Here is an 18,242-nt window from a genome sequence, read left to right as displayed (position 1 = left end):
CCTCACCTGGAGATCCCACATGAAACTGCTGCATATCGATTCGAGCATTCTCGGCGACAACTCGGCTTCCCGCCTGCTGAGTGGCGAAGTGGTCAAAGCCTGGCAAACCGCCGAGCCGTCGGCGGTGGTGACTTACCGTGACCTGGCCGCTGACGCCATCAGCCACTTCTCCGCTACCACCCTGGTTGCCGCCGGCACCAGCGCCGAACTGCGCAACGCTGCACAACAGCACGAAGCCGAGCTGAGCGCCCAGACCCTGGCTGAATTCCTTGCCGCCGACGCCGTGGTCATTGCCGCGCCGATGTATAACTTCACCATTCCAACCCAACTCAAGGCCTGGATCGACCGCATCGCCGTTGCCGGTCAGACCTTCCGCTACACCGAAGCTGGCCCAGAAGGCCTGTGCGGTGGCAAGAAAGTGGTGATCGTTTCGACCTCCGGCGGTCTGCACCATGGCCAAGCGACCGGTGTTGCTCACGAAGAGTACTTGAAAGTGTTGTTTGGCTTCATCGGTATCACCGATATCGAATTCGTTCGCGCCCACGGCCTGGCCTACGGTGACGAAGTGCGCACCAAAGCCATGAGCGACGCACAGACGCAAATCAGCGAGCAACTGTTCGCCGCAGCGTAAGGCTTGCGTAAAAGCATCAAAGCCGTTCGGGTGAAGCCCCAAAAAACTCTGTATTCTGGATACGCAAGTACCAGGTACGGAGTTTTTTGTTTCTGGTCGTTTCAGATTGTGGCCCAAGTTATGCAATCGAGGGGTCACGTCTCTTAGTCCGGTAACAAGGTGGGGCATCTCATGGTGCGTCTTTGTGCAACTTTACTGATTTGCCTGCTCAGCAGCCTGAATTCAGTGCACGCCGCGCCTGCGCCGCATCCTCACTGGAGCGTCGGCTACCATGAGATGAGCTTTCTCGATCCGCTCGACTTGCAGCCGATGCGCGCCATCGCTTTTTATCCCTCCAGCGAAAAAGAGCACACCAGCCAGTTGGAGGGCTATACGGTCGAGGCTGGTGAAGACACCAAAGTCGCCATGGGCCGTTTTCCGATGCTGATGCTTTCCCACGGCAACACCGGCACCCCGTTGGCCTTGCATGACCTGGCCACGTCGCTGGCTCGCAAGGGGTTCGTGGTGGTGGCGGTGATTCATCCCGGGGACAACTCCAAGGATCACAGTCGGCTCGGCACCTTGAGCAACCTGTACGGTCGGCCGATCCAGATTTCCGAAGCCATTACCGCCACCTTGGGCGACCGCATGCTGGCGCCGTTTGTGAATGCCGACCAGGTGGGCGTCATCGGTTATTCAGCGGGCGGGGAGACAGCGTTGATCCTCTCCGGCGCGACGCCGGATCTGGATCGTCTGCGTCGTTATTGCCAGGAACGCCCGGATGACCGCGATGCCTGTAACACCCAGGGCGAATTGATTGTCGACCGTGACGACCTGCAACCGGTAGCAGATCCGCGCGTCCATGCGTTGATGCTGATGGCACCGTTAAGCCTGAAGTTCGGTCGTCATACCCTGGCCGATGTTCATGTGCCGGTTCTGCTTTACAGCGGTGACGGCGACAAACTGGTGGCGGTCGACAAAAATGCCGCGGCGTTGGCGCGCAAGTTGCCCGTCGCACCGGATTTCAAATTACTGGCCGGGGCAGGGCACTTCGTTTTCATGGCGCCGTGCAATGACGAACAAATCGTCATCATGCCGGCCCTGTGCACCGACGCCGATGGAGTCGATCGCGAAGACATTCACCGCAATCTCAGCACCGAAGCCGGGCGCTTTTTCTCCCGTACGTTGGGCAAAGCGACGCGGGCCGGAATGCAAACCGCAGATCAATAAAGGTTTACTAATTCCTGTAGGAGCCGGCTTGCCGGTGATCCGGCCTTGAGCCATGCACCGATCTTCAGAACGCCATCGCCAGCAAGCCGGCTCCTGCAGGGTTGTAGGCATCAAGTCATGGCGCGGTGTTTCAGTAATAAGGTCAAAGCCAAGGCACCCACCGACAACACCGCCGCACTGAAGAAAATCCACACATACCCTAGATTCAACGCCACGGCGCCCATCAACGGGCCGGCAATCGCCAGTGCCAGATCGAAAAACACCGCATAGGCACTTAACCCGGCACCACGGCTGGAGTTGGGCACTTGCTTGATCGCTTCTACACCCAGCGCCGGGTACACCAGCGACAAGCCGAATCCGGTCAGCCCGGCGCCGATCAACGCATAACCGGTCGAAGGCGCCAGCCACAGCAGTATCAGGCCCACCGTTTCAATGGTCATGCAGGCAATGGCCGAGGTGAACCCGCCAAAACGGCTGATGCTGGAAATGAACATCAACCGCGCCAGGATGAAGCACACGCCAAAAACGGTCAGGCAGTAAGCTGCGCCGCTCCAGCCACGGTTGATGTAATACAAGGTGATGAAGGTGGTCAGGGTGCCGTAGCCGATGGACGCCAGACTCAGGCTCGCACCAAAGGGCGCAATGCGCCCGAACACCGCCCAGAACGCCAAGCGTTCACCGCGCACCACAGGCACCGACGGCTTGTTGCGGATCAACAGTAACGCCATCAATGCCAGCGCAGAGAGCGCGATCCCCAGGCTGGTGAAGCCCAGTTGCCCGACCATCACCACCCCCAGCGGCGCGCCAATGGCGATTGCGCCGTAGGAGGCGATACCGTTCCAGGAGATCGACCGCGCCGTGTGCTCGGCGCCGACCTGGCCCATGCACCAACTGATGGTGCCGACGCCGATCAGTCCTTGGGCGATCCCCAGCAGCAAGCGCCCGGCGATCAGGATCAACAGGCTCAATAAAGGAAAACTTTGCAACAGGGTCGACAACAAGGTCAAACCGCCGCTCAGCACAATCCCGATCAACCCGTAAACGATGGCGCGCTTGGTGCCGATGTTGTCGGACATGCGCCCGGCCATGGGCCGGCTGAGCAGGGTGGCCAGGTACTGGGAGCCAATGGTCAGCCCGGCGACAACGGCGCTGAAGCCTAGCTGTTCATGCACATAGCCCGGCAACACCGCAATCGGCAGGCCGATACAGAGGAAGGCAATAAAGGTATAGAAAACGATGGAGACGATCTGCAGGGTGATCGCCATGGAGCTTTGCGTTGGCTGTTGCTGCGCAGACATGAGGGCTCATTCGCGGGCGGCGGCGGGAGAACTGCATGATGGCGCGGCTTTGGAATAAAAGGAAGCTGGCTAACGATCTTTTGATTTTCAAAAACAGAAAAGCCCCGTCACACGGACATAATGCTGTTCATTTAAGGACGAACACTGTACCTGTGGCGAGGGAGCTTGCTCCCGCTGGGGAGCGAAGCGCCCCCAAAAATGGGACTGCTACGCAGTCCAGCGGGAGCAAGCTCCCTCGCCACAGGTTACTGATTGCTCGCTCTATCTCTTAACTGAACAGCATTACGTCACACGGACAGGGCTTTTAACGTGAAGCTTGCAGCTAAAAGCTTGAGCTGCCTTAGAACACCACACCCTGGCTACGCAGGTAATCGTCATAAGTACCGCTGAAGTCGGTCACGCCATTCGGGCTCAGCTCGATGATGCGAGTGGCCAGGGACGATACGAATTCACGGTCGTGGCTGACGAAGATCAGCGTGCCCGGATAGTTTTCCAGCGCCAGGTTCAGCGCCTCGATGGATTCCATGTCCAAGTGGTTGGTCGGTTCGTCCATGACCAGCACGTTCGGCTTTTGCAGGATCAGCTTGCCGAACAGCATGCGACCTTGTTCACCACCGGAGATGACCTTGACCGACTTGAGGATCTCGTCGTTGGAGAACAGCATGCGGCCCAAAGTACCGCGAATCATCTGCTCGCCCTGGGTCCACTGACCCATCCAGTCGAACAGCGTCACGTCGTCTTCGAAGTCGTGCGCGTGATCCTGGGCGTAATAGCCCAGCTCGGCGGCGTCGGTCCACTTGACGCTACCGGCATCCGGTGTCAGTTCGTTGACCAGGGTGCGCAGCAGGGTGGTTTTGCCGATACCGTTCGGGCCAATGATCGCCACGCGCTCGCCAGCTTCAACCTGGAAGCTGAAGTCCTTGAACAGCGTCTTGCCGTCGAAGCCTTTGGCCATGCGCTCGACGATGACCGCCTGACGGTGCAACTTCTTGTTTTGCTCGAAACGGATGAACGGGCTCACACGGCTCGAAGGCTTGACCTCGGCCAGCTGGATCTTGTCGATTGCCTTGGCGCGGGAGGTGGCCTGCTTGGCTTTCGAGGCGTTGGCCGAGAAACGGCTGACGAACGATTGCAGTTCCGAAATCTGCGCTTTCTTCTTGGCGTTGTCCGACAGCAGTTGCTCGCGGGACTGGGTCGCCACGGTCATGTACTCGTCGTAGTTGCCCGGGAACAGGCGCAGCTCGCCGTAATCCAGGTCAGCCATGTGGGTGCACACGCTGTTCAGGAAGTGACGGTCGTGAGAGATGATGATCATCAGGCTGGAGCGCTGGGTCAGCACGTTTTCCAGCCAGCGGATGGTGTTGATGTCCAAGTGGTTGGTCGGTTCGTCGAGCAACAGCACTTCAGGATCGGAGAACAGCGCCTGGGCCAGCAATACACGCAGTTTCCAGCCTGGGGAAACTTCGCTCATCGGACCGAAATGCTGCTCGATGCCGATACCCAGGCCCAGCAACAGTTCGCCGGCACGGGACTCAGCGGTGTAACCGTCCATTTCAGCGAATTCGGTTTCCAGCTCGGCAACGGCCATGCCGTCTTCTTCGGTCATTTCCGGCAGCGAGTAAATGCGGTCGCGCTCGGCCTTGACCTTCCACAGCTCTTCATGACCCATGATCACGGTATCGATCACGGTGAATTCTTCGTAGGCGAACTGGTCCTGGCGCAATTTACCCAGACGCACGTTCGGTTCAAGCATGACCTGGCCACCGGACGGATCAAGATCGCTACCGAGGATTTTCATGAAGGTCGACTTGCCGCAACCGTTGGCGCCGATCAGGCCGTAGCGGTTGCCCGCGCCGAACTTGACCGAAACGTTTTCGAATAGCGGCTTGGCGCCGAACTGCATCGTGATGTTAGCTGTAGAGATCAAAGGTTTTTCCTGCGAAGCATTCAGAGTAGCCAGGGTGGCGGCTGGACCGCGCTTGACCCGAGTCAAAGTGCGCTGAAACGGGGTTTTTCCGTCATCAACGTGGTGGCGCGTAAAGTTTGGCGGCGATTGTACTGGTCTGGCACTTCAAACGATAGGGAAATGAGGCCACACCGTCGCTTTGACGGTAGCCGTGCACAGATTTTCACTGTTATAGGTTAACTATTGGTTACAAAGTGTGGCTAAAATGCCATCTCTCACCGAGGCCGACATACGGCCTGGCTCAAACGCGGGCCAGTGGAGCTGTTGTTTCGAATTCAGACGCTGCACAAGACCCTAGAGCCGATGGCTGGCAGGGGGCGCAGTTTGTTCACTTCTGACGTGTGACGATTTCCGTGAAACTGATCATTGCCGCTATTTATGTAGTATCCATCGCGTATGTCCACCTGCGCGGTCGCGTGCGCCACAAGCTGGGTCGCCAATTGAGCGATCACTCGACGTTCCTGGCGCCGATCAATTGCTTCCTTTATATGTTCTCGAAAATCCCTAACAAGCCTTACCTCAATCCGGCGGACTTCCCGGACCTGAGCCCATTGCAGACCCATTGGGAAGAAATCCGCGCCGAAGGCCAGAACCTGCTGCGGGCCGGCGAGATCAAGCGTTCCAACCAATACGACGACGTCGGCTTCAACTCGTTCTTCAAGACCGGCTGGAAGCGTTTCTACCTCAAGTGGTACGGCGACAGCCACCCGTCGGCCATGAAGTTGTGCCCGCGCACCACTGAGCTGGTACAGAGCATCGGCTCAATCAAGGCCGCGATGTTCGCCGAACTGCCGCCGGGCTCCAAACTGGTGCGTCACCGTGACCCGTATGCCGGTTCCTACCGTTATCATTTGGGGCTGGAAACGCCGAATGATGCCGGTTGCTACATCAACGTCGATGGCGAGAACTACCACTGGCGTGATGGCGAAGCGGTGATGTTCGATGAGACCTTCATTCATTACGCCGAAAACACCACGCAGCAGAACCGCATCATTCTGTTTTGCGATGTCGAGCGTCCGATGAAGTATCGCTGGGCTGCGGCGTTCAACGGCTGGTTCAGCCGCACGGTGATGTCGGCTGCCGGCGCGCCGAACGAGGCGGGGGACAAGACCGGTGGCATCAACCGTCTGTTCGGCAAGATCTACAAAATTCGTTTGCGTGCCAAGGAACTGAAGAAGCGTAATCGCAAGCTGTATTACTTGCAGAAGTGGGCGTTCTTCGGCGGGTTGCTGGCGATTTTTGTTCTGGTTTGATTCATTCGTGTGTCAAGCCGACGCCATCGCGGGCAAGCCCGCGATGAGGCCAGTACTCCAGCCCATCACTTGCTGACTTTTTTCCGCGCTGCCGGCTTACTCGCCGCCTTGCTTTTTGCCGGCGCCTTATCGGCGCTCTTGCCCCCCAGACTGCGTTTGAGCAACTCGGTCAAATCAATGACATCCGCCGTCTTGCGAGCTTCTTCGCCGGTATCCGTTTCGACATCCTCGATCTTGCCTTCATGGGCCTTCTTGTCCACCAGCGCCATGATCTTCTCTTCAAAACCGTCGCGATAATCTTCCGGTGTCCATTCGGCGCTCATGTCCTCTACCAGGCGCTTGGCCATGTCCAGTTCACCTTTGGCCAGTTCCGCCTTGGTGACGTCCGGCCCCAACGCCAGTTCATCCAGGCTGCGGACTTCCGCCGGCCAGCGCAGCTTGACCAGCACCAAGGCCGATTCCAATGGCATCAAAGCAGCAAGGTACTGGCGGGTATGCAACACCACGCGCGCCAACGCGACCTTCTTGGTTTTGGTCAGGGTCTCGCGCAATAACGCATAGACCTTGCCACCGCGCTTATCCGGTGCCAGGTAATAAGGGGTGTCGATGTTTTGCAGCGGAATCTGGTCGCCGTCGACAAAGGCAAAAATATCAATGGTCTGAGTCGACAGCGGATGCGCCGAGCGGATTTCTTCCTCGCTGAGCACAACGTATCGACCTTTTTCATAAGCGACACCTTTGACGATGTGCTCCTTGGTCACTTCCTTGCCGGTGACTTTGTTGACCCGTTTATAGCCCACCGGGTCCATGCTGCGACTGTCGAGCCAGTCGAAATCCACCCCTTGGGAGGACGTCGCCGAGACCAGCGCCACAGGGATGTGCACCAACCCGAAACTGATCGCGCCTTTCCAGATTGCCCGTGCCATGGTCGTGTACTCGCGAGTGATGATCAGGTGACCGTGGGCTTCAAGAAAAAGTTTCAGCGGCCTGCGGCCCGTCCCAAGCGGCCGATCAACTTCGTGTTACATCTTGTTGTTGAGGTTTTGGTTAACAAATCCGAACCCGGGGCGTAGCGTGCTATCGAAGTCCTTACACGCGGGCGTCCAGAGGCAACCCATGAACAGATGCATCTTCGGCTTCATCCTGTTGGCCTTGAGCGCCATTCTTGGCCCTCTGGCCCAGGCGCAAGCCCCGTCGCTTCGTGCTCCGTTGCTGGTGGCGCAGAACCTGCCGAACAGCGGCAACAACAATCCGTATAACAGTCCGATTCGACGGGCCAATCCCAACAGCATGCAGGGCACGCAGCCCAGCGCCCCGGCCATCCGCGGACCGAATACCGTGCCCGTGCCGCGCCCACCGACGCTTGATAACGGCGGCATCGGCAATCGCTCCCGGCAGACGCCGAGTGCGCCCGCCAGTCAACCCAAATTCATACCCAATCCACCTGCTCGGGACTCGGGCCCCTCCACTCGTTAAATGGCAGGCCGCTCATTCCTGCTCACCATTCTCATGACAAAAGGAATCGTGCATGTTACGTAAATCCATTCTGAGTGCTCTCTGTGCCAGTGCAATGTTGACGGCCACGCTGCCGGTTTTGGCCGCGTCCGCGCAGGAAATGAAAAGTGAACAAGGCGCCCTTGAGGTCACGTCAATCGCCAAGGGGCTGGAGCATCCATGGTCCGTGGCGTTTCTGCCCGATCGGCAGGGCATGTTGGTGACAGAGCGGCCCGGCAACCTGCGGCTGGTCAGCCCGCAAGGCAAGGTATCGGCGCCGATCAGCGGCGTTCCCAAGGTCTGGGCCAAGGGGCAGGGCGGTTTGCTGGATGTGGTGTTATCACCGGACTTCAAGCAGGACCGCTTGATTTACCTGTCCTACGCCGAGGGTGGCGGTCAGGGTGACAAGGCCGGCACGGCTGTCGGTCGCGGGCGGTTGTCCGAGGACCTGACGAACCTCAAGGATTTCACGGTGATTTTCCGTCAGGAACCAAAGCTCTCCGTTGGCAACCATTTTGGTTCGCGGCTGGTCTTTGACCGTGACGGTTATCTGTTCATCACCCTGGGGGAAAACAACGACCGCCCGACCGCACAGGACCTCGACAAACTTCAAGGCAAGGTCGTTCGGATCTATCCCGACGGTAAAGTACCGGACGACAACCCATTTGTCGGTCAGTCCGGTGCGCGCCCCGAGATCTGGTCCTACGGTGTGCGCAACCCGCAAGGTGCGGCGCTCAATCCATGGACCGGCACCCTGTGGGAAAACGAACACGGCCCTCGGGGCGGCGACGAGTTGAACGTCATCGAACGCGGCAAGAATTACGGATGGCCGTTGGCAACCCACGGCATCAACTATTCCGGCCTGCCCATCCCTGAAGCGCAGGGCAAAACCGCCGAAGGCACCGTCGGGCCAAGGCATTTCTGGGAGAAATCACCCGGCTTGAGTGGCATGGCGTTTTACGATGGCGATCGTTTCAAGGCGTGGCAGCACAACGTCTTCATCGGCGCGTTGGTGACCCAGGAGCTCATTCGTCTGCAGTTCGACGGCGACAAGGTGGTTCACGAAGAGCGCCTGCTGGGTGAACTCGACAAGCGTATCCGTGATGTGCGGCAGGGGCCGGATGGTTACTTGTATGTGCTGACCGACGAAGAGGACGGCGGACTCTACAAGGTAGGCCTCAAATAACAGATCGCACCTGCGGCAACCCCTGCAGGAGCTGCCGCAGGCTTCGATTTTTTCAGTTTCACCGGGAATACAGAATCACCGCCGCCCGTAACTTGTCCCGCCCAAAACTGCACATCTTCTCAAATTCCCCATGGCTGACCGGCACATGCTGGCAGTCCATGGCTTGGCGATGCTGGCTATGGTCCACATCGGGATCGTGCAGATAGACGAACTCGTCATCGCAATCGGTAACGATCACCCAGTGCGGTGATTTCGAACGCGTCAGGCGATAACTGCTGATCAGCACCAAAGGCTGCCCCCCTTGTTCCAGAAGTTGCGGCAGCTTCAGCGGCCCACCGATCTCGCACTCGACATCGCTGGCCAGCAGCTGCTGCGTGAACGCCTCGTGCACCAGGCGCATTACGTCTTTTTTATGTTCGTCGCGCACACCGTCGAGGAACAATGGCCCGGCCATGCTCAACTGCAGACGCACCCGAAACCCACGGCGCCAGGCGGCCAATGCCAAACCTTGAGGGCTGCAGCCGCCGTGGCCGGAGGTCATGAACACGGTGGTTGCCTCGCGCCAAATCTGCAGTTCTTCGCGTCGCTCCAGGACATCTTTGCGTTGCAGTGCGGCCATGGCCATGATCAGGCAAGCCGGACCGCAGGTGAACTCGGTGGTTTGCGGGTAGTAGGGCACTTGAATGTTGCGCGACTCGCGGTGCTGGAGAATGCGTTTCTCCAGGCGCAGTGCATCGGCATGGTCCTGGTAGTAGTCGTGAATCACGGCAAAGCGTCGGTAGCCGTTGCGCTCATACAGGGCAATCGCCGCTGGATTGTCGATACGCACCTCCAGCCGCAAATAGGCACAATCGTGCTCCAGGGCGCAGGCCTCGACGCGATCGAGTAGCTTTTTGCCCAATCCGTTGCCTCGCGCCTGGGCGGCGATGGCGATCGAATAGAGACGTGCCAGGGACGTGCCCCGATGAAAAAGCACCACGGCGTAACCCAGCAAATGCTCACCGGCCTGCGCCACCAGCAGTTGCCCGTGGGCACGCGTAATCATCCATTGAAAGCTGCGACTGTTTAGCCGATCGGTGGTGAAACACTGCGCCTCCAGTTGCAACAACTCGGGTAAGTCTTCCAACACCGCCAAACGAAAAAATGTATTCATATGACCGCCGTAAAAGTTGCGTAACGAAACGGGACTTTCGAAAAACTTCGTGCTTAATAGAAACGGTCTTGTTCACCAAAACGGATCGATACTATGTCAGCGGTACAAGGTCATTGGCGCGAAGTATCCGAGCAAAGTTTGCCGGCGGCAATCACTTCTGAAACATATTTAAATGGCCATTTACATGAGTCAGGCAGAACTTCCAGTCAGTTGATTATCATCGTCGAGCGCAAGGAAGACTGGGCTTCTTACTTTCCCAGCGAGGACATCGTCACGGCCCAGGAGTACCTGGAGCAAACCCGTGAGAACGAACAGGGCAAGCGTGTTCAGGTCATCAATCTGTGTCGCAGCTACAAGTATCTGGGGCACGGCTATTACTGTTCACTGTTGGCTGAAGCCCGTGGGCACAAGGTTATTCCGTCGGTGCGAACCATCAGCGAGCTGACCCGTAAATCCTTGTACGGTTTAGCGCTGGATGACCTCGATAAAACCCTGGAGAAAGCCCTGAGTCACCATGCTTACAGTGATACCGAAGGCTTTACCCTGACCCTTTATTTCGGCAGGACTAATATCGAGCCGCTGCAGGATTTGGCGCGACAGTTATTTGAAGTGTTTGCTTGTCCGATCTTGTTAGTTGAGTTTCGTAGAACTAATGGTTGGCACATCGAAGGCATCAAGTCCGGCGCGCTGCACAAGTTGCGCGAAGATCAGGAAGATCAGTTTGCGCATTCCCTCGACAGTTTCAGTCGCAAGATCTGGCGTCAGCCCCGGTCCCGGCGATTGGCCCGATACGACCTGGCCATCCTGCATGATCCCCAGGAAGCCTTGCCGCCCTCCAATGCCAAGGCGCTGGATAATTTTGTCAGGGTCGGCAGGACGCTGGGCATCGACGTCGAACTGATCGAGCGCAAGGATTATTCGCGGATCGCTGAATACGACGGCTTGCTCATACGCGAGACCACCAGCGTCGACAACCACACGTACCGATTCGCCAAGAAGGCCGAGAGCGAAGGATTGGTGGTGATGGACGACCCGGCGTCGATCCTGCGCTGCACCAACAAGGTGTACCTGACCGACTTGCTCAAGAGTCACCAACTGGGCATGCCCGCGACCGAAATCCTCTACAAGGAACGACCGGAAGATTTCGAGCGGGTGGGCGAACGCCTTGGCTTTCCATTGGTGCTGAAGATCCCCGACGGATGTTTTTCCCGGGGGGTGATCAAAGTCGAAAGTCAGCAAGCGCTGCTCGAAGCCACCGCCGAACTGTTCGAACACTCGGTGCTGTTGCTGGCACAGGAATTTTTCTACACCGAATACGACTGGCGCATTGGCGTACTCAACCGCAAACCGATCTTTGCCTGCCAGTACTTCATGTCCAAGGGGCATTGGCAAATCTATAACCACAAAGCCAAAGGCCAGGACATCAACGGTGAGTGCCGGACCCTGGCCGTTCACGAAGCGCCGCGAGCGGTGGTGGAACTGGCGGTGAAGACCGCGAACCTGATCGGTGATGGCTTGTACGGCGTTGACCTGAAACAGTCGGGTGACAAAGTGGTGGTGATCGAGGTGAACGACAACCCGAACATGGACGCCGGTATCGAAGATGCCTACTTGCAGGACGATCTGTACTCGCTGGTGCTTGAGGAGTTTGTGCGACGCCTGGAACTGAAGCGACGCGGCCAGGCCTGGTGATCAGGCGATGATCAAGAGCTTTGAATTGACCCATGGCGCGTTGCACGCCGTCGACCGGCTGGACGCCCCGGTCATGCTGTTCAGCAATCCCGATGCGGCCGAGCGCGATTTGCTGCATAGCCATTTCAAACTCGATGCACACGCTCTGGCGTCGGCACTGGACCCTGACGAGGTGTCGCGTATCGAGTTTCACCCCGACAACCTGTTCCTGATCTGGAAGCACCCGGAAAGCTACTCCGGAGCCGACAGCCTGGCGTTTGAGGTGTCATCCTGTGGGTTGCTGTTCAGTCCGGATCGTCTCTTGGTCATTGCCATCGATGACGCGCCGCTTGGCGGGTTGGGCAAGCGGCAGGCCTTGAACACGCCGCTGGATGTATTGCTCGACTTGCTGTTCAACAACATCCACCACTATTTGGGGCACCTCAAAGTCATCAAGCTGGTTGCCCGGGAGTTGCAACAGAAATTCAACGCATCGATGCAGAACCAGCACCTGATCCAGATGTTCAATCTCAGCGAAAGCCTGATCTATTACATCAACGCGATCCACAGCAATGGCGCGGTACTCACCCGGCTGCGCAACCACGCGGAAAAGGAACACTTTGGCGCCCATGCCCTCGGCCTGATCGACGACCTGATCATCGAAAACAACCAATGCTACAAACAGGCGGAAATCTACTCGACAGTGTTCTCCGGGCTGATCGATGCGCGGGGCAACCTGATGAACAACAGTATGAACAACCTGTTGCGCAAACTGACGTTGATCAACGTGGTGTTCCTGCCGCTGAACCTGATCGCCAGCATCGGCGGCATGTCCGAGTTCAGCATGATGACCGCTGGAACACCGTGGTGGGTGTCGTACCCGTTGTTTTTGACGGCGATGATGCTTGGGGCGGGAGTGATGGTGATGGGGCTCAAGCGCTTGGCGAAATGAATCGGGTGAGTGTTATGTCGTGATCGCTGGCAGCGGGCTCCCACAGTGTTGTTGCGACGTCAGCAAACCTGCAGGAGCGGGCCTGCTCGCGATGTCATCTTGGAATCGACGGCGACTTACCATTGACTTGGCCCGCGCGCCCGGCTAATTTCCGGCCATGACTTCCACTGTATTGCGCTGCCAGCCAAGCATTATTACCGCCATTCCTCATTTGGCGGGCTAGCTCACGACTGCAGCACCCAACCCGCCCTAGAGGCGGGTTTTCACTTTCTGTCTCAGGGCTTTATCAGCAAGGTCGCCGACCCTGCATACCGGAGACAGCCATGAGCTACACCGCCCAACAACAAGCCTTGCTTGAACACTACGTGAAAAAAATCCTCGCGGCGCCCGTCTATGAATTGGCGGTGCGAACGCCGTTGCAAGCGGCGCCTGCGTTGTCCGAAGCACTGGGAAATCAAATTCTGTTGAAGCGCGAAGACTTGCAACCGACCTTTTCCTTCAAGATCCGTGGCGCCTACAACAAACTGGTGCAATTGACTGATGAGCAGAAGGCGCGGGGTGTCATCACCGCTTCCGCTGGCAATCATGCCCAGGGCGTGGCGCATGCCGCACGCGAGCTGGGCATTGCCGCAACCATTGTCATGCCGGCCATGACACCGGAGCTGAAGGTGCTCGGCGTTCGCAGCCGTGGCGCTGAGGCGGTGCTGCACGGTGAAAGCTTTCCGTTTGCCCTGGCCAGAGCGCTGGAGCTGGCAGAACAAAGCGGCAGGACGTTCGTGTCGCCGTTTGATGATCCGGATGTGATTGCCGGGCAAGGTACTGTGGCGATGGAGATACTGCGTCAGCACCAGGGGGCGCTCGACGCAATCTTTATACCGGTTGGGGGTGGCGGCTTGATCGCCGGCATCGCCGCGTACGTTAAATACCTTCGACCGCAGGTGCGCATCATCGGAGTTGAGTCGGAACACTCCGCCTGTTTGCAGGCCGCCTTAGAGGCTGATGAGCGCGTGGTGCTGCCCAACGTCGGGACCTTTGCCGACGGCGTGGCGGTTGCGCAAATCGGCGCTCACGGGTTTGAGGTGTGTCGGTTTTGCGTGGATGAAGTGCAGACGGTGAGTAACGATGAGCTATGTGCCGCGATCAAGCATATCTACGACGACACCCGCTCGATCACTGAGCCATCCGGCGCCTTGGCCGTGGCCGGCATCAAGAAATACGTGGCCCGCACGGGTATCCGCGGGCAGACGCTGGTGGCCATCGACTCGGGTGCCAATATCAATTTCGACAGCCTGCGCCATGTCGCCGAGCGCGCCGCGATCAGCGTCGCCTCGGCGTGAAGCGGGCAGGTTACTCGTTGACGGCCTTTTCGACCGTGCTCGATGCCGACCAGACCCGATAGCGGACTTCGATGTCCTTGGGCACATAAAGCACGACCGGCAATTTGCTGTTGTAGCGCAGCATGAAGCCGTCACCGACAACGGGCACGAAATCCTGCTTGCTCTTGCCGTCGGGGCAGGCCATCAAGGTGCTCATGGGACCGATAACCTTTTCCAGGCGGTAGAACGGATAGCCCCAGCCTTCGAGGTTCTTTTCTTCGAGCATGCCGCCCAGGCGTTGGCGATTACAGTCGACGGTGAGGGTCTTACCCGCGAGAATTTCAACCCGGAAATCGTCTTCCCGGGGTTGTGGTGCCAGGTGTATGACCTGGCGGCTGAAGCCATTTTCGGCTTTAGGAAAGGGCGCGATTTTTTCCAGGGACGCCGAGTGGGCTACGCTCGACACGGCTGCGACGAAAATGGCGAGGGATGTGCGAAAGATCGAGGGATTCATGATGCCTCCTTGCGTGTAAGACAGAGGGCGAACGCTCGCCTGCGCGCATTCTCCCTGTCGCAGGCAACCGATGCAAACGCACTATGTGAGTGCAAATTGCAGGGCCGCATGAGGCCTTTGTTGCAAAATGCATGACCGCTGTTACCTGTTGTTAAACTAAACCGTTGATTTACCGATGAGCTGCAAAGCTAAATTCAAGGCATGTTTTATGCTGTAGCTGTTCTCAAGCTGACCGGGATTTCACATGAGCCAGCCTCGATAGTTGTTTGGCAATCTCACAAAGGAGAGGGTCGCCATGTTTCTTTCTGCCTTGGAACTTCGCAACATCATTGAAAGCAGTTTTTTGCCCAAACGTTGTCAATGCTCGCTATCTCCGGAGCTGAAGATGACCGTCAAGGTTTACGCCGACGGTGGCACCGATACCCTCGATCTCTTGAGAACAGATATCGATGCCCAACATCTGAATAGTTGTCGGGAAATCCACGAATTGATTGCAGACTTGCGCACCGATCTCGGAAACCATCACGTGCAAAGCGAGCATCGTCGCGTGGTCGGCAAAGCGTTCTAACGCTCGATTTCAATGTCTTGCGAGAGCTGGGCCTGGAAAAAAACGCCAGGCCCAGCGCCAGTGCGACCGTCAGTTCTGATAACTGCAAGCGTCCGACAGTTTTCGGTAGGCCAGTTCGGCGGGTCTACCCGACTGTTCATCGATATACGTCATCTTTGCCGTGACCACTTGGCATTCCAGCGTGGTGGGCTCGGTCAGGGCTATCACTTTGCCCACATGCAGTGGCATGCCGTAATGATACGAAGCCACAGGTTGAGCGGAGGTGGTGTCAGCCAGGGCGAAACCTGAAAAGGCGACACAGACAAAGGCTGAAGAAACGAGCAAGACGCGCGTGTTCATAGGGGCGATCTCCAGTGCAGACGGAAGTCAGCTCGACGTATCGTCGAACCTGCCGCACTGGGCGTCAGAGGGCTCTGAGGGCGTGCGGTCCAGTTATTGTTGGACTGCACGATTAAGCATTGGTTAATTCACCTGAACGCCACCTGTCGCTTTGCCACTACCGTTCGGCGGATCCACCCCCGCGAATTCAGTCAATAACCAACTGTTGCCGATAAGGCAAATCCGGCCCGGTCTTGCTGCACGTCAGCGCCGCCGCCTGAACCGCAAACCGCAACATCGTCTCGATCTGCTCGCGACTCAGCTCACGCAACCCTTCAACTGAATCCAGTTGCTGCTCGGTCAGCCAGGTGATCAATGCCGCCTGAAAGGTATCGCCCGCGCCCACGGTGTCGGCAATCTTGACCGCGCAGGCCGGAACCGACCACGAACCATGCGCTCGACTGAACACCGTGGCACCCTCGCCACCACGGGTCAGGAACACCAACTGACAACGATGCTGCAACCAGCCATCAATGACCCGCGCAGGATCCTGTTCGGGATACAACAGGCTTAAATCTTCATCGCTGACCTTGATCAGGTCGGCGTGCTCGACCAGCGTGGCAATCCGCGAACGCCACAACTCGATGTTGGGCTCAGGGTTGAGGCGCACGTTCGGATCGAGGCTGATCAAGCGTTTGCCGCTTTCCCGGCGTACCAACGCCAACAGGGTGTCGGCAATCGGTTGTACCACCAGCGAAAACGAACCGATGTGCAAGCCGCGCACCTGCGGACCCAACGCCGGCAGGTGTTCCGGTTTCAACTGACGGTCAGCACAGCCTTCGCCACGGAAGCTGTAGTGTGGCGAGCCATTGGCGCCGACGGCGACCATGGCCAGTGTCGTCGGCGCGGCGAAGTCCACCAGGTAGTCGGTTTGTACGCCTTCATCCTGCAGCACTTGCAGCAGTCGCCGGCCGAGGTAGTCGGTAGACAGCCCGGCCAACAACGCCGCGTCCACTCCCAGACGGCGCAAGCCTACCGCGACATTGAACGGCGAACCGCCGGCAATCGCCTTGAAATTCACTTTGGAAGCCAGACCGCTGGCGTCGTCTTCACTGAAGAAATCGAACAGCGCTTCGCCACACACCAGATACATAATTGTTCGCTCTTTAAAGGGTTGCGACATGCTGTTGATAGCGTTCGTAGGCCTGCTGCGAGGCGACGACGTTTTCTGCAATTGGCAGGGTTTCACTGGCCAGATCGAGCTTGACGCAGCGCTCGCACAGATCCGCCAGGCTGTCCTCGTGCCCGTTTGCCCAGGACTTGCACCACGCCGCCTGAATCGCCGCCCCGAGGGCCGCGGCTTCGCTTTGTTCGGTGCAGATCACCGGCGTGTTCATGATGTCGGCGACCACTTGCCGCCATACCGGACTTTTCGAGCCGCCGCCGATCAGGCAGATGCTGCGGCTTTGTAAGCCATTTTGCCGCAACAGGTCCAGCCCGAAACGCAATCCGAAGGTGGTGCCTTCGACTACCGCGCGACACAGGTTGGCCTGGGTCAGGTTGGTCATGGTCAGGCCCAGCACACTGCCGGTGGCGTGGGGCAGGGCGGGGACGCGTTCACCATTGAGAAACGGCAGCATACACACGCCTTCCGCGCCGATGGGGGCTTGGGCAACCAGCGCGTTGAAGCGCTCGATATCAAGGTCGAACAATTCGCGAATAACCCCGGTGGCATTGGTCAGGTTCATGGTACAGATCAACGGTAACCAGCCGCCGCTGGAAGAACAGAACGTGGCGACTGCCGCGTCCGGGCTGACGGTCGGTCGATCGGCATAGGCGTATACCGTGCCGGACGACCCGAGGCTCATGGTAATGGCCCCCGGGCGAATGTTGCCGGTGCCGATGGCGCCCATCATATTGTCGCCACCACCGCTGGAGACCAGCGCCTTCGGATTGATACCCAACTGTTCGGCGATTGCCGGCAGGATCGTGCCGACCGCGGCGTGCGCGTCGATCAGTTCCGGCAGCGCCGCTTGCAGGCGTCCGCCGGGATCGATGTCGCGCAGTATCTGCAAATCCCATTGGCGGGTGCGCACGTTGAAGTAGCCCGTGCCTGAAGCATCGCCATACTCGCTGCAACTGCGGCCGGTGAGCCAGAAATTCAGGTAATCGTGGGGCAGCAGGATGTGGGCGATTCGGGCAAACACCGCTGGGTGCTGCTCCTTGGTCCACAGCAGTTTGGACACGGTATAGCCCGGTGCGATGACTACGCCCAGGCGCTCCAGCGAACCTTTCTCGCCGCCCAGATGCTCGAGCAGACGATCATTCTCTGCGCTGGTTTCGGTGTCGCACCAGAGTTTGGCCGGGCGCAGCACTTGGCCCTGATCATCGAGCAAGACCAAGCCATGTTGCTGGCCGGAGACACCGATGCCGAGGATGTCCTGGCCATCGACGTCGGCTGCGAGCAAGGCGCGGCGGGTGGCGAGGGCAAAGGCTTCCAGCCATTGAGTGGTGTCTTGCTCGCGACGGCCGTTGGCGCCGCTGATCATCGTGTGAGAGGCGGCACCGAGGCCCAGTACCTCACCGCTGACGGCGTCGAGGATGATGGCTTTGGTGCCTTGGGTGCCGCAGTCGATGCCGAGGAATAATTGTTGATTTGCCATGGCAGATCCTTAGTGTGTCAGGTCGATCCCGGTTGGCCTGATCGCGAGCA

General features: G+C 58.3%; 17 protein-coding genes. 9 read left to right on the top strand and 8 right to left on the bottom strand.

Annotation, left to right across the window (positions count from 1 at the left end):
* Window positions 1-19: 19 nt before the first annotated feature.
* On the top strand, window positions 20-631 hold the full coding sequence (locus KHO07_RS14650) for an FMN-dependent NADH-azoreductase (protein ID WP_150732831.1): 612 nt from the start codon (window positions 20-22) through the stop codon (window positions 629-631).
* 171 nt (window positions 632-802) lie between these two features.
* Window positions 803-1,840 (top strand): dienelactone hydrolase, encoded by a 1,038-nt coding sequence (locus KHO07_RS14645; RefSeq protein ID WP_212624681.1) that lies wholly within the window; start codon window positions 803-805, stop codon window positions 1,838-1,840.
* A 110-nt stretch (window positions 1,841-1,950) separates the two neighbouring features.
* On the opposite strand, the gene KHO07_RS14640 is transcribed toward KHO07_RS14645, so the two are convergent.
* Window positions 1,951-3,138, bottom strand: a complete 1,188-nt coding sequence (locus KHO07_RS14640) for an MFS transporter (protein WP_212624680.1) — start codon at window positions 3,136-3,138, stop codon at window positions 1,951-1,953.
* A gap of 340 nt (window positions 3,139-3,478) precedes the next feature.
* Window positions 3,479-5,065, bottom strand: a complete 1,587-nt coding sequence (locus KHO07_RS14635) for an ABC-F family ATPase (RefSeq protein ID WP_077183320.1) — start codon at window positions 5,063-5,065, stop codon at window positions 3,479-3,481.
* A gap of 392 nt (window positions 5,066-5,457) precedes the next feature.
* Between KHO07_RS14635 and lpxO the strand changes: the two genes are divergently transcribed.
* On the top strand, window positions 5,458-6,357 hold the full coding sequence (lpxO, locus tag KHO07_RS14630; RefSeq protein ID WP_212624679.1) for a lipid A hydroxylase LpxO: 900 nt from the start codon (window positions 5,458-5,460) through the stop codon (window positions 6,355-6,357).
* A gap of 65 nt (window positions 6,358-6,422) precedes the next feature.
* On the opposite strand, the gene KHO07_RS14625 is transcribed toward lpxO, so the two are convergent.
* A complete protein-coding gene (locus KHO07_RS14625) occupies window positions 6,423-7,283 on the bottom strand; it encodes a Ku protein (protein ID WP_212624678.1) in 861 nt (286 codons plus the stop codon).
* Between the two features lie 190 nt (window positions 7,284-7,473).
* On the opposite strand from KHO07_RS14625, the gene KHO07_RS14620 reads away from it, so the two are divergent.
* Complete coding sequence (locus tag KHO07_RS14620) at window positions 7,474-7,833, top strand: hypothetical protein (protein WP_150732836.1); 360 nt, start codon at window positions 7,474-7,476, stop codon at window positions 7,831-7,833.
* Between the two features lie 52 nt (window positions 7,834-7,885).
* Window positions 7,886-9,037, top strand: a complete 1,152-nt coding sequence (locus KHO07_RS14615) for a PQQ-dependent sugar dehydrogenase (RefSeq protein ID WP_212624677.1) — start codon at window positions 7,886-7,888, stop codon at window positions 9,035-9,037.
* Window positions 9,038-9,095: 58 nt separating this feature from the next.
* Here KHO07_RS14615 and rimI read toward each other — a convergent pair whose 3' ends face one another.
* Window positions 9,096-10,190 carry a ribosomal protein S18-alanine N-acetyltransferase gene (gene rimI / locus KHO07_RS14610; protein ID WP_212624676.1) on the bottom strand — a complete coding sequence of 365 codons (1,095 nt, stop codon included), beginning with the start codon at window positions 10,188-10,190 and terminating at the stop codon, window positions 9,096-9,098.
* A gap of 93 nt (window positions 10,191-10,283) precedes the next feature.
* Here rimI and KHO07_RS14605 point away from each other — a divergent pair, with 93 nt between their 5' ends.
* The 3 genes from KHO07_RS14605 to ilvA all read left to right on the top strand — a co-directional run bounded on the left by KHO07_RS14605 (window position 10,284) and on the right by ilvA (window position 14,150).
* On the top strand, window positions 10,284-11,882 hold the full coding sequence (locus KHO07_RS14605) for a RimK family protein (protein WP_244858219.1): 1,599 nt from the start codon (window positions 10,284-10,286) through the stop codon (window positions 11,880-11,882).
* Between the two features lie 7 nt (window positions 11,883-11,889).
* Window positions 11,890-12,813: a magnesium transporter CorA family protein gene (locus KHO07_RS14600; RefSeq protein ID WP_212624675.1), complete on the top strand. Its 924-nt coding sequence runs from the start codon at window positions 11,890-11,892 to the stop codon at window positions 12,811-12,813.
* A 323-nt stretch (window positions 12,814-13,136) separates the two neighbouring features.
* Window positions 13,137-14,150, top strand: a complete 1,014-nt coding sequence (ilvA, locus tag KHO07_RS14595; RefSeq protein WP_212624674.1) for a threonine ammonia-lyase, biosynthetic — start codon at window positions 13,137-13,139, stop codon at window positions 14,148-14,150.
* Between the two features lie 10 nt (window positions 14,151-14,160).
* Here the strand turns inward: ilvA and eco are convergent, their stop codons facing one another.
* Entirely contained in the window at window positions 14,161-14,643 is a 483-nt protein-coding gene (gene eco, locus KHO07_RS14590; protein WP_212624673.1) for a serine protease inhibitor ecotin, read from the bottom strand.
* A gap of 295 nt (window positions 14,644-14,938) precedes the next feature.
* Between eco and KHO07_RS14585 the strand changes: the two genes are divergently transcribed.
* Window positions 14,939-15,211, top strand: a complete 273-nt coding sequence (locus tag KHO07_RS14585; protein ID WP_150732843.1) for a DUF1652 domain-containing protein — start codon at window positions 14,939-14,941, stop codon at window positions 15,209-15,211.
* Between the two features lie 69 nt (window positions 15,212-15,280).
* On the opposite strand, the gene KHO07_RS14580 is transcribed toward KHO07_RS14585, so the two are convergent.
* The 3 genes from KHO07_RS14580 to xylB all read right to left on the bottom strand — a co-directional run bounded on the left by KHO07_RS14580 (window position 15,281) and on the right by xylB (window position 18,192).
* Window positions 15,281-15,550, bottom strand: a complete 270-nt coding sequence (locus KHO07_RS14580; protein WP_150732844.1) for a DUF2790 domain-containing protein — start codon at window positions 15,548-15,550, stop codon at window positions 15,281-15,283.
* Between the two features lie 187 nt (window positions 15,551-15,737).
* Entirely contained in the window at window positions 15,738-16,682 is a 945-nt protein-coding gene (locus KHO07_RS14575; protein ID WP_212624672.1) for a carbohydrate kinase, read from the bottom strand.
* Between the two features lie 13 nt (window positions 16,683-16,695).
* Window positions 16,696-18,192, bottom strand: coding sequence for a xylulokinase (gene xylB, locus KHO07_RS14570; protein ID WP_212624671.1), 1,497 nt, complete (start codon window positions 18,190-18,192; stop codon window positions 16,696-16,698).
* Window positions 18,193-18,242 lie beyond the last annotated feature (50 nt).

Origin of the sequence: Pseudomonas sp. PP3, from assembly GCF_905336995.1 — a bacterium.
Classification (GTDB): domain Bacteria; phylum Pseudomonadota; class Gammaproteobacteria; order Pseudomonadales; family Pseudomonadaceae; genus Aquipseudomonas; species Aquipseudomonas reinekei.
The sequence above is the reverse complement of the archived record's forward strand: the minus strand, read 5'-3'. Positions and strand labels throughout refer to the sequence as shown.

Coding starts and splice junctions, on each gene's coding strand:
- KHO07_RS14650 (WP_150732831.1), top strand. CDS start 20: ATGAAACTGCTGCATATCGATTCGAGCATTCTCGGCGACAACTCGGCT.
- KHO07_RS14645 (WP_212624681.1), top strand. CDS start 803: ATGGTGCGTCTTTGTGCAACTTTACTGATTTGCCTGCTCAGCAGCCTG.
- KHO07_RS14640 (WP_212624680.1), bottom strand. CDS start 3,138: ATGTCTGCGCAGCAACAGCCAACGCAAAGCTCCATGGCGATCACCCTG.
- KHO07_RS14625 (WP_212624678.1), bottom strand. CDS start 7,283: ATGGCACGGGCAATCTGGAAAGGCGCGATCAGTTTCGGGTTGGTGCAC.
- KHO07_RS14620 (WP_150732836.1), top strand. CDS start 7,474: ATGAACAGATGCATCTTCGGCTTCATCCTGTTGGCCTTGAGCGCCATT.
- KHO07_RS14615 (WP_212624677.1), top strand. CDS start 7,886: ATGTTACGTAAATCCATTCTGAGTGCTCTCTGTGCCAGTGCAATGTTG.
- rimI (WP_212624676.1), bottom strand. CDS start 10,190: ATGAATACATTTTTTCGTTTGGCGGTGTTGGAAGACTTACCCGAGTTG.
- KHO07_RS14605 (WP_244858219.1), top strand. CDS start 10,284: ATGTCAGCGGTACAAGGTCATTGGCGCGAAGTATCCGAGCAAAGTTTG.
- KHO07_RS14600 (WP_212624675.1), top strand. CDS start 11,890: ATGATCAAGAGCTTTGAATTGACCCATGGCGCGTTGCACGCCGTCGAC.
- ilvA (WP_212624674.1), top strand. CDS start 13,137: ATGAGCTACACCGCCCAACAACAAGCCTTGCTTGAACACTACGTGAAA.
- eco (WP_212624673.1), bottom strand. CDS start 14,643: ATGAATCCCTCGATCTTTCGCACATCCCTCGCCATTTTCGTCGCAGCC.
- KHO07_RS14585 (WP_150732843.1), top strand. CDS start 14,939: ATGTTTCTTTCTGCCTTGGAACTTCGCAACATCATTGAAAGCAGTTTT.
- KHO07_RS14580 (WP_150732844.1), bottom strand. CDS start 15,550: ATGAACACGCGCGTCTTGCTCGTTTCTTCAGCCTTTGTCTGTGTCGCC.
- KHO07_RS14575 (WP_212624672.1), bottom strand. CDS start 16,682: ATGTATCTGGTGTGTGGCGAAGCGCTGTTCGATTTCTTCAGTGAAGAC.
- xylB (WP_212624671.1), bottom strand. CDS start 18,192: ATGGCAAATCAACAATTATTCCTCGGCATCGACTGCGGCACCCAAGGC.